The sequence below is a fragment of the Streptomyces sp. NPDC029041 genome, from assembly GCF_040637515.1.
Taxonomy (GTDB): domain Bacteria; phylum Actinomycetota; class Actinomycetes; order Streptomycetales; family Streptomycetaceae; genus Streptomyces.
This window is the reverse complement of the sequence record NZ_JBEZWO010000029.1, coordinates 1-9704: the sequence shown is the minus strand read 5'-3', so window position 1 is coordinate 9704 and position 9704 is coordinate 1. Positions and strand designations below refer to the sequence as shown.

Below are 9704 nucleotides of genomic sequence, written 5' to 3'. Positions count from 1 at the left end.
CGGACAGGCGCCTTGGTACTACCGGAGAAACTGCAACCCGCGCAGGTCAGAGCCCTGCGGCGGCGTCCGGAAATGCAAAAGCGGACACGTCCCCGGCAGCCGGTCGGGACGCTCGCTGGACCCTCCGCGAGGGGCTGTGGCGGGTCACCAACGACAAGGGCCTCAAGGGCTGCGGCCGGTCCGCCATCGCGGGCGGCGTCGGCGTCGTGATCAATGGCAACGTCGCCCACATGACCGGCCTGGTCACCTGCGGAAAGATCCACCTCTGCCCCGTCTGCGCCGCCAAGATCCGAGCCGCCCGGTCCGAGGAGATCGACACCGTCACCGGCGCCTGGCAGGCGGCCGGGCACGGGTTGGCCATGATGACGCTGACCCTGCGGCACTACCGCCGGATGCCGCTCGGCACCACCCGGCGCGGTGAGCGGTCCGGCCTGGTCGCAGTCCAGCACGACGCCTGGATCACCGCCTTCGGCTCCCGGGCCGGGAAGATGTGGCAGCGCCTGCAGGCCGACCACGGCGTGATCGGCTACGTGCGCGTCTGGGAGTGCACGCAGGGCGAGAACGGGTGGCATCCCCACTTCCACGTGCTGCTGTTCCTCAAGCAGCCGTGGACCCGGGACCGTGCCGACGCGTTCGAGGCTGCGGCCCGTGGCCGGTGGCTCCGGTCCGTGGAGAAGGCGGGCGGCTACCGGCCCAACGACCGAGGCCTGAAGGTCGACGTCCCCCGGCCCGAGGACGCCCAGCAGTTCAGCCGCTACCTGTTCAAGAACCAGGATGGCAAGGCCCGGTTCGAGCGGTGGGCGCCCGGCGGGGAGCTCGCCCGTGCAGACCTGAAGCAGGGCCGCGACGGTTCCCGCATGCCGTTCGAGGTCGCGGCAGGAGCGGCGGCCGGGCTCGCCGAAGATGTGCCGCTGTGGCACGAGTACGAGTACGGCGCCTACGGGATCCGCGCCCAGTACTGGTCCAACGGCTTGCGCGCCTTGCTCGCCGGGCTGGTGGAACTCGACGACCGGACCGACGACGAGATCGCGGCGGAAGAAGTCGGCGGCGAGGGCCTGGCGCTCATCCCCGCCGAGACCTGGTACCGCGCCGTGATCCGGTACCGGGGTCGCCCCCTCGAACTGCTCAAGGCTGCCGAGCTCGGTGGTGCGTGGGCCGTGCGGGGACTGGTTGAATCGTGGGGCCTGATCTGGGGAAGGGACGTGCTCGACGCACCCCAGCCCCCGGCGTAACTGGCTGTCGGTCGTTACTGCCCCCGGTCGCCGAGCGGTCGGCGCCGGGGGACCGGTCCATCCTCCCGTCGCACGCGGGGGTCGTCGTGCTCCTGGTGCTCATCGACGGCGAGCTGCTCCACGGGCAGAAGCCGAGTGCCGGCGCCTTGGGTGGGCGCACTGCTGGTGTTGCTCGGGCCGGTGCCGAGAAGTCGGCGCATGGTGCTCATGACGGAAGTCTGCTGGCCCCTGGGGCGCCGACATGTCGGAGGCCCCGCACCGACCGGTGCGGGGCCTCCCGGATCCGCCCGTGGTCGAACCCCGGCGAGCGCTCGACCTCGCGGCCACGGAGGCCGCCGAGGGCAAGGACGGCAACACCGACCCGGCGGCCGTGGGCGAACGGGTGCAGGAGGTCCTGGCCCTGGTCGACGCCGCCGACACGGTCGTCGTGCTCACCTCCGCCGAAGTCGAGGAGGAGTACGCCGCGATGCTCGAAGCGCTCGCGCTCCGCCGCGAGGAAGCAGTTGCTCGACGCCGCCGGGAGAACGAGCACGACGACGACCAGGAGCACGACGCCGACGCCACCCGAGAGCTGGCCGCTCGGCACGTCGCCAGGCTTACTGAGGTCAGTAAGCACTAACTCGCCCTCCGGCGGATTACCGCAGTCCAGATGTCAGCGGAAAGCCTCCACCCCTAGTGACACTAGGGAATGTGATCACCACTTTCCTTCACCCAGGCATGGGCCGCTGAGTGTGCAAAACCCCTCTGTGTAGGGAAAACAGCGTACGCGTACGGCACTTCCCCCCTGGGAGAGGGTTTTGTGCTTCATTAGCGGTGTGCACTGTCTTCAGCTGACACGGGCTTTGGAATGGTCTCGCTCAGCTTCCGAGGTGACTACAGGGGTGGCTCCCCTGCAGTGACCTCCTGCTCGTAGAGCACGTGACAGGCGGCCGTACCCCACCGGGTGCGGCCGCCTTGCGTTGTTCTGGCGCCGATCTCGATCAACCCAACTCGATCAACGAACCGCCCCCGCAAGGTATTTGAATCTCGAACCTCGTTCCTATTAGCCGAGGTTGAAGCGGGATTCCCTCTGGGCGGATCGAAGTTGATGGTGTCTCACCCGGGTGGCGTATCCTACGGGCTAGCTGGTTCGACCCCTCGCCAGGGTTCGCGCTTAACCGGCCATGCGTTCCGTAAGAGACCATTCCAAAGCTGCGGTCGAGCTGTACGTCCCTGGGGCGATGCGGCTCGACCGCCATACCCTTAGAGGTAACTGTCGTGTCTGAAGGGATTCTCGCGGCTGTTCTGATCGTCGCGATCGTGGTGGGGGCTGCGTGCTACGCCATCCGTCACCTCAACAAGACTGCCGGCCGCATCGCGGTTGTCATCGGCGCCCTGGCCGTTCTCGTCGGTGCTCTCGTGCCGGTTGTCAAACTCCTCGTCGAGTCACCTCCGCCCACGCCTGCTCAGGTCGTCGCACCCGCGGTTCCCGCTGACCCCGCGGGTGCTGGTCATGGAGGTGGCCTCCGATGACCGAGATCATCGACTTCGACCCGGGGGTGAGGTTCCGGTCGTGGTACCACGAGGCCTCGTTCGGGTACCTGAAGTCCTTGGGGCTGCCCTCGTACGCGGTCGATCTTCTGACGGCCGCAGCGCGCCTGGAGGCCCGTCACCGCGGAGACGTCCTGGCGTACGGCCAGGAGTGGGTGCACATCATCACCCAAGGCGTGATCAAGGAGACCACTCCCCACGGAACCACTCGGCTCTGGAGGAGGGGCGCCATCCTCGGCGACATCTCCCGAGTCCTCCTCAGGAGGAGGACGACGGACGATTCAGGTTCCCAAGGGTCGGGGCCCCACATCACCTTCCTCTCCGCCGGCGTCAGCGTCAGCCTCACCACCCGGACACTTGCGACTCTGATCGAGAAGGAGCCCGCGCTTGCACTCTTCCTCGCGCAGCTGACCAATGATCGTGCTCAGACCGTCGAGTCGGTCTACGCGGTGTCCAAGGCGGATCCCGTCGTTCGGGTGGCCCGTCTTCTCAGGTATCTGGTCCTTCTCCCCTCTTCGCGGGGGGAGGTAGTTGGTCGTCGCGTTCGGTGGACCCGAACCGGAATTCATGAGGTGCCCGAAGGAGCCCTGACGATCGCAGGTCCCAGTCAAGCCGACGTCTCCGCTGCGCTCGGCCTCGGTCGGACGACTGTCGAGAAGGCCATAGCGTCCCTGCGGGCCGAAGGCATCCTGGGTGCCCTGCCTCCGGGAACCCGGTCGAATCGGTACTACGAGATCATCGACTACGCCCGTCTCACATCGCTGGCCCGCTCAGAATCTTGATCTTGACCATCCCGACCCCCGGCAGCCCACTGAACGGCAGCCGGGGGTCGATTGCGTCCGGTCCCTGCCCATACGCGTGGGCTCCTGCAGCCCACGCTCCGAGTCCGCGTGGAAATGCAAGAGGTGTGACCGTTCCGCCCGTGCACGCCTGTGCCCGTGCACGCGTGCATGCTTCGGGGGCCGTCGGATCGTGATGCAAGGGTGTGTCGGCGTCGTGCTCCTGGCCGTCGTCGCCGTACTCGAGGAACGCGGCCAGGCTCTCGACTCGCTAGACGACTTCGAGAAAGCTCCGGCTGAGTATTGAATGCCGCTCGCCGGACTGTTCTTCTGCTCTCGCCCCCGTCCCCCTGGCCGACGTCAGGGGGCTTTTTCGTGCCCGGTCCTGTCCTCAGGCCGTCGACACCAGTGAAGGGGCGAAGGGGAGTTGCGGGGCTAACCCGCCGCTCCCTCATGGTCGCCTCCCACCCCCGGACTGTCGGGGACGGGAGGACTTTTTCCGAGCCCCTTGGAGGAGCAGTGAGCGACGAGCAGCGCGACCAGCAGCCGCAGGCGCCGGCGCCGCAGCAGCAGACGCCGGAGCCGCGTGCGGACTTCGCGAAGAAGGGAGCCCTGGCCGCGATCGGAGGGACGTTCTCAGGGGCGGCCCGTGCCGTGATGGCCCACATCCTGGGAGGCGGCTCGTGACGCAGCCCAGCGGTGAGAAACCTGTGCCGGGCCGCCAGGGTTGGGCAGGGCATGGCAGAGATCCCTACCGACGAGCACGGCAACCGGCTGTGTCTGTGGTGCGGCGAACCGATCATCCAGACCGGCACCGGCCGCAAGCGCGACTACTGCAAGCGCAGCCACCGCGAGTACGCCTACCGCGAGCGGTCGACCACCCGCCGGGTCGCCGACGCGCTGGGCTACAACCGCCCCGACGCACCTGCCACGCCATGAGACGCGCCGCGTACGGTCCTGGGCCATGAACACAGAAACACCTACGAACGCGGACGGCGAGAAGCTGTGTGCGTGGTGTGGCGGCCCCGTACCGCCCAGCCGGGGGACCAAGCCGCGGGCCTACTGCAAGCGCGGATGCGTCCAGCGGGCCCACGAGGCCAGGAAGCTGCGGGACCAGCTGGTCAACGCGTACGCGAAAGGCCGGGCCGAAGAGGCCGAGGCACGCGAAGCAAAGTCACGTGAGCTTCCGAGCCCCCAAGGAAAGTCACGTGACTTTCCTGAGCGTGACCGACCAAAGTCACGTGACTTTCCAAAACCGCAGGTCAGTTCCCCCGAGACCCGGTCGGCGCTGCCCATGACGAGTGCGCCCCGCTCGAAAGGCCGGCGCCCTCTGCTTCCGCCAGCTCCGGGCGTGAAGCGGGATACGCTGCCGCTGTTCGCAGAGGACGACACGCTCCTCGGCCCGGGTGAAAGCCGCACCGACACGGAGTGACCACGGCGGCCGCCACTACATCGCGGCAGCAGGTGCTCCCCATGAGCCCAAGACGGGCCGTCAGGTCGCCTTACGCGCCCGTCTGGTGCGACGGCGGGGGTACGGCGGTCCGGGAGGCTCACAGGCGCTCAGACGGCCGCTCAGCGCTCCGAGCCCCTCACCCCTCCCCGCTGCCCTGGTTCACGCGCACAACGGCGATGGATGCAGTCGGCGGAGCAGGCGCGCGTAAACCCCGGCGGGATGCCGCCCCGTTCAGTGCGCGGGCCGGTCGGCGGCCTGGCCGGAGCGGGGCGAAGACAGGAGCGGCGGCCGGGCCGCGGGCTGGGCCGCGCGGCCCGCAGGGCCGCCTTGATGAGGTAGAGAAACTTGTACCGCAGAATCGCCAGGCTGGCATATGCCAACTACGATGTAGTGCTTGCGTGACGCGTAGCGACCGTGCCAGTGTGTAGCGCATGGCAGACAGTGAACTGACTCCCCGGATGCTGCGGGAGCGAGCGGAAGAAGCGCTTCGGCCCGTCGCTCAGCGCAGGGTCGAACTCCTCGCCGAGCTGGAGCAGGTGGAGCAGGAGCTCCGGCCGCTCGTGAAGCGGGCCGTCGAGGCGGAGGTGAGCTACCGCCGGATCAGCTCTCTGTCGGGCCTCTCTCCGACCACCATCCGGGCCTGGACCCGGGAGTGATCGGCAGAGCCGAAATCGGGTCTCCCTCGCGCGCGCACGCGTAGGGCCCCCCTCCCGGAAACGGGGTCAACCTGGAAACCCGCAGGTCACACGCGGGTTGCGGGGGCAACTCGGGGGCGCGGGTGTAACCAAGGGAGCAACCCACCCAAAACAGGCGGGCCGGACCGCCGCTGGAACGGCAATCCGGCCCTAGATCCACGAACCCCTAGGAAGGACAACCGTGGACCTGAAGGCAGTCTCTACGAAGATCGCGGAGCCGACCAAGTCGGCCTTGGCGACGATCACGAACACGCTCGACGCGCTGGCGCCCATGGCCGCTCCGCTCGCCGTCCGTTGGGACACGGAGGCGGACCGCCGGGCGAAGCTCCGGACCCCGGAGAACCTGAAGGCGCTCATGGATGCCCAGCGCGCCCACAACAGCGCGCGGGCGACGGCGGCGTCGGCCAAGTCGCAGCGGACGGCCGCGCGAGCAGCGTCGAAGAACCCGCTCTCGACCGGCCGTCGGGCCGCGCGTACGGCGGACAAGGCGGCGAGGAATCACCGGGAGTCGGCCAAGGTCGCGCTGAAGGCGGCGCGGAAGAACTACCCGGCGACGCTGCGGGCTCGGGCGGTCCAGGCGCACGCGGTGCACGCGGTGCCGGGCGTCGGCATCACCGCTCTGGTTTGGGACCAGGCTGGGGCCTGGCCGGTTACGGGCTCGCTCGCGCTCATCGTCGTGAACGTCGCCGCGCTCGCGGTCGGCCGGCGCAAGGTCGCGGTCGAGGTCGAGGACGGGCTTTCGGCTGAGGAGCGCCAGCTCGTGGAGCGGCTCGACCCGTCGCACTGGGTCCAGCACGCTGAAGAGCGCGGCCTGGGCGGCACGGTGACCACTCCGGCCGAGGTCACCTCGGGCGGGATCCGCTGTGATGTCCGGCTGGACGGGAAGTGGACGGTCAAGGAGCTCGCTGCTCAGGTCGACCGAATCCGTGCCCTGCTCGGGGCCCGGACCGCGCTCCGCATCCGGGTCACCTCCGGCCCGCGCGGCGGCTGGGCGGTGCTGGCGCTGGCTACCCGCTCGGCGGCCGACGGGGTCTCCTCGCGGTGGACGCCGGAGCGGATGCCCGCCGACCCGCTGACGATGTCCCTCGGTCTGGACACCGAGACCGGCGACGAGGTCCTGGTCCCGTTCGACGAGCGGCTGCTCGTCTCTGGCGCCTCGGGCACCGGCAAGTCCTGGTCGACGCGCCCCCTCATGGCCACGGCGCATCTGCGCGGTGACCTGCTCCTGATCGACGGCAAGGGCGAAGAAGCCAACGTGTGGGAAGCCGTCTGCCGGGTGGCCGTCGAGGGCGATGAGATCGCGGCCGCGATCGATGAAGCCTGGGACGAGATGAACCGCCGCAAGCGGGACATGAAGGCACGAAAGATCAGCGTCTGGGACGGCCGACAACTCACGGTCGTGATCGACGAGGGCCAGGTCGTGCTCGCCAACCTGAAGCTCGACAAGTCGGATGAGGGCAAGGCCCGCATGCAGCGGCTCATCGAGCTGTCCAGCCTCGGGCGTTCGCGCGGCGTCGTGCTCTGGTGGGCCACCCAGTACCCGGTCACGGACGGGGCCGCCCCGGGCGTTCACCAGCTCATCGCGCCCAACCTGCTGACCCGCTTCAGCCTCCGCGTGGCCGGGACGACTCAGGCCCAGGTCGCCCTGGACGACTGCGCGCACTACGCCCCGCAGCAGATCCCGGAAGACCGTGCCCACCGTGGGCACGGCTACCTCAAGGGCTACGGCCCCCGGATGATCCGCACCTGGACGCTCGACGACGACGGCGTCCGAGCCCTCCCCGCGCGGCACTGGCAGCCCGTCGTGTTCAAGGCGCCGGCCGAACCGGCTCCCCTGCGCCTGGTCAAGGGCGATGACTACGTCATCGCGCCGCCCGCGGCTGCGGTCCCGGCCCAGCCGAAGTCCCAGCCGACCAACCGGGAGAAGGTCGCGGCCGCGATCGGCGCGGGCTCCCGCACGGTGGCCGACGTCGCCAACGTGACCGGCATCAACAAGGGCTCCGTGTCCAAGGCGGTCAAGTCCCTGGTTGAGGCCGGAGAGGTGCACAAGGCCGAGGACGGCGCCCTGTCCATCGCCACGCAGGCCGGGGAGGTGTCGGCATGAGCACCGACCTGACGCAGGCCGTGGCCGACGCCCGCCAGGCGGAGGACCAGGCCGCGACGATCGCCCAGATCCTCGCCGTGGTGCAGGCCGCTCAGGCGGCCCCGGCCCCGGCCGCGTGCAGCTGCTCGACCCACGCCCCGGCCCCTCGCCGGTCCGCCGGGACCACTGCCGCGTGGATCGCGGGCGGCGCCGCCTGCGCCTGCGTCCTCACCGGGCTGTTCCTCGCGGTCGCCCTGGTCGCGGTCGCGGTCACGGTCGGCGGCTGCATCGGCTACCTGCTCATCCGCGAGATCCGAAAGGGGAAGTGACCATGCGCAACGTGAAGACCGCACTCCCGGCCGTCGCCATGACGGCGGTGTCCATGGTCCTGACCCTGGCCGTGGTCGTGATGTGGCTCGGGGACTCGATGCACTGGGGCGTGGCCCTGGTCGTCGGCCTGGGCATCGACGGCGGATGGCTCGCCGCCCTCGCCTACGACCGGCGTCTCGCTGCCCAGGGCGATCACAACGCCGTGGTGACCGGCGTCGGGTGGGCGTTCGGCGCGATCGCGACCGGCGTCCTGGTCGCCCACGCGGTCGGAGAGGCCTCCCCCGGCCCGTGGCTGGCCGTCGCCTGGCTCCCTCTCGCGGCAAAGGCGCTCTGGCTCGTGCACGGACTGTGGGAGCGGACTGCCCTCACCCCGGACGCCCTGAAGGCGATCCAGGGGATCCAGCAGGAAGCCCGCGACGAGGCGGCCGTGGCCCGGGCCCGGCTGCGGGCCGAAGCCGCCACCGAAGAGACCCGGTTGACGGCCGTGACGGAGGCCGGGGCACGCGTCGCACGCGTCCAAGCCAAGACCGCTGAGTCCCTCTCCGGAGCCTGGTCGGTGCTGGAGGCAGCCCGCCAAGGCGACGGGACCGCACGGGCTCTGACCTGCGTGACAGAGCGCGTCACACCCGCGTCACAGCCCCGATGGGATCTCCCGGTCTGGGGACCGGTCGAACCGGTGGCCGCCATCGAGGCCGCACCTGCGCTGAGCGACGAGGACCTCGACCGGATCGTCGCGGAGCTCCGCGCCAGCAACCACCCGCCCATGTCGTACCGGGACATGGCCGCCGCCTTCCGGGCGGCCGGTCACAGTGCCGGGGAGACCCGTCTCCGCGCGTCCTGGCGACGCGTCACCGGGCAGCAGGGGGAGGCCGCGTGATGGCACTCGCCTACCTGCTCTCCATCGCGGTCAGCCTCGTCGTCCTGGCGGTGGCCCTGCGCCGCCGCCCGGCCCCGGCCCCGACTCCGCCCCAGGCGCCGGCACCCGCGCTGGCCGCTCTGCCGACTACGGCCGAGGGCGACGTGCGGGTGATTCTCGCCGCCGCCGCCCAGCTCGCCGCCCGACTCAGCACCGCCGCCTGACCGCACGTCAAAGCCCCGCCGGATCCCCGGCGGGGCTTCCTTCGGCCCTTCAAGTCACACCAGCCCCGCGCGCCTTCGGGAGTGGCGGGGGGAACACCTGGCCCGATCGGTGCCAGGATCACCACCAGACGAAAGAGCAACGGCCCAGGGGGCCTAATCCCTGGGCCGTCCGCTCCCAGACTCGCGCCCCTAGACCGGGCGAGACAGGAAACGTTGCTCGTGCCCAGAGTACGGAGCGAAGCCGAGGCTTTGCCATATCGGCCCGCCGGACCCCGCTGCCACTGCGGAACCGCAATTGCCCACACACCTGGCAAACGACCCAAGGTGTACTGCTCGGACCGCTGCCGGAAGGCGGCGAAGCGAGCGATCGAGCGGGGTGTTTCCATCCCCCGTCCGGCCGGTGAGGCCCGACCTGCCGAACCAAAAACGGACAGGCGCCTTGGTACTACCGGAGAAACTGCAACCCGCGCAGGTCAGAGCCCTGCGGCGGCGTCCGGAAATGCAAAAGCGGACACGTCCCCG

At 70.0% G+C, this 9704-nt stretch carries 11 protein-coding genes; 10 read left to right on the top strand and 1 reads right to left on the bottom strand.

Annotation, left to right across the window (positions count from 1 at the left end):
• Nucleotides 1–1232 (top strand): protein rep (locus AB0F04_RS37760; protein ID WP_362050975.1); only part of this gene is annotated, 1232 nt, incomplete at its 5' end.
• Nucleotides 1233–1246: 14 nt separating this feature from the next.
• On the opposite strand, the gene AB0F04_RS37755 is transcribed toward AB0F04_RS37760, so the two are convergent.
• The gene (locus tag AB0F04_RS37755; RefSeq protein ID WP_362050972.1) at nucleotides 1247–1441 is read right to left on the bottom strand and encodes a hypothetical protein; all 195 of its coding nucleotides are present in this window, start codon (nucleotides 1439–1441) and stop codon (nucleotides 1247–1249) included.
• Nucleotides 1442–1521: 80 nt separating this feature from the next.
• Here AB0F04_RS37755 and AB0F04_RS37750 point away from each other — a divergent pair, with 80 nt between their 5' ends.
• The 9 genes from AB0F04_RS37750 (at nucleotide 1522) to AB0F04_RS37710 (ending at nucleotide 9182) form a co-directional block, all read left to right on the top strand.
• Nucleotides 1522–1851, top strand: a complete 330-nt coding sequence (locus AB0F04_RS37750; RefSeq protein WP_362050969.1) for a hypothetical protein — start codon at nucleotides 1522–1524, stop codon at nucleotides 1849–1851.
• Between the two features lie 889 nt (nucleotides 1852–2740).
• Entirely contained in the window at nucleotides 2741–3544 is an 804-nt protein-coding gene (locus tag AB0F04_RS37745) for a hypothetical protein (protein WP_362050966.1), read from the top strand.
• A gap of 516 nt (nucleotides 3545–4060) precedes the next feature.
• On the top strand, nucleotides 4061–4228 hold the full coding sequence (locus tag AB0F04_RS37740) for a hypothetical protein (RefSeq protein WP_362050963.1): 168 nt from the start codon (nucleotides 4061–4063) through the stop codon (nucleotides 4226–4228).
• Nucleotides 4229–4279: 51 nt separating this feature from the next.
• Entirely contained in the window at nucleotides 4280–4480 is a 201-nt protein-coding gene (locus AB0F04_RS37735) for a hypothetical protein (protein WP_362050960.1), read from the top strand.
• A 945-nt stretch (nucleotides 4481–5425) separates the two neighbouring features.
• Nucleotides 5426–5650, top strand: coding sequence for a hypothetical protein (locus tag AB0F04_RS37730; RefSeq protein WP_362050959.1), 225 nt, complete (start codon nucleotides 5426–5428; stop codon nucleotides 5648–5650).
• A 220-nt stretch (nucleotides 5651–5870) separates the two neighbouring features.
• A complete protein-coding gene (locus AB0F04_RS37725; protein ID WP_362050956.1) occupies nucleotides 5871–7793 on the top strand; it encodes an ATP-binding protein in 1923 nt (640 codons plus the stop codon).
• Complete coding sequence (locus AB0F04_RS37720) at nucleotides 7790–8101, top strand: hypothetical protein (protein WP_362050953.1); 312 nt, start codon at nucleotides 7790–7792, stop codon at nucleotides 8099–8101. The genes AB0F04_RS37725 and AB0F04_RS37720 overlap by 4 nt, the downstream gene beginning before the upstream one ends.
• A 2-nt stretch (nucleotides 8102–8103) precedes the next feature.
• A complete protein-coding gene (locus AB0F04_RS37715; RefSeq protein WP_362050950.1) occupies nucleotides 8104–8979 on the top strand; it encodes a protein spdB in 876 nt (291 codons plus the stop codon).
• Nucleotides 8979–9182, top strand: coding sequence for a hypothetical protein (locus AB0F04_RS37710; RefSeq protein ID WP_184918215.1), 204 nt, complete (start codon nucleotides 8979–8981; stop codon nucleotides 9180–9182). Before AB0F04_RS37715 ends, AB0F04_RS37710 begins: the two co-directional genes overlap by 1 nt.
• The last annotated feature ends 522 nt before the right edge of the window (nucleotides 9183–9704 follow it).

Bases quoted from the DNA above. Each gene is read 5' to 3' on its own strand.
- AB0F04_RS37755 (WP_362050972.1), bottom strand. From the start codon at position 1,441: ATGAGCACCATGCGCCGACTTCTCGGCACCGGCCCGAGCAACACCAGC.
- AB0F04_RS37745 (WP_362050966.1), top strand. From the start codon at position 2,741: ATGACCGAGATCATCGACTTCGACCCGGGGGTGAGGTTCCGGTCGTGG.
- AB0F04_RS37735 (WP_362050960.1), top strand. From the start codon at position 4,280: ATGGCAGAGATCCCTACCGACGAGCACGGCAACCGGCTGTGTCTGTGG.
- AB0F04_RS37730 (WP_362050959.1), top strand. From the start codon at position 5,426: ATGGCAGACAGTGAACTGACTCCCCGGATGCTGCGGGAGCGAGCGGAA.
- AB0F04_RS37720 (WP_362050953.1), top strand. From the start codon at position 7,790: ATGAGCACCGACCTGACGCAGGCCGTGGCCGACGCCCGCCAGGCGGAG.
- AB0F04_RS37715 (WP_362050950.1), top strand. From the start codon at position 8,104: ATGCGCAACGTGAAGACCGCACTCCCGGCCGTCGCCATGACGGCGGTG.
- AB0F04_RS37710 (WP_184918215.1), top strand. From the start codon at position 8,979: ATGGCACTCGCCTACCTGCTCTCCATCGCGGTCAGCCTCGTCGTCCTG.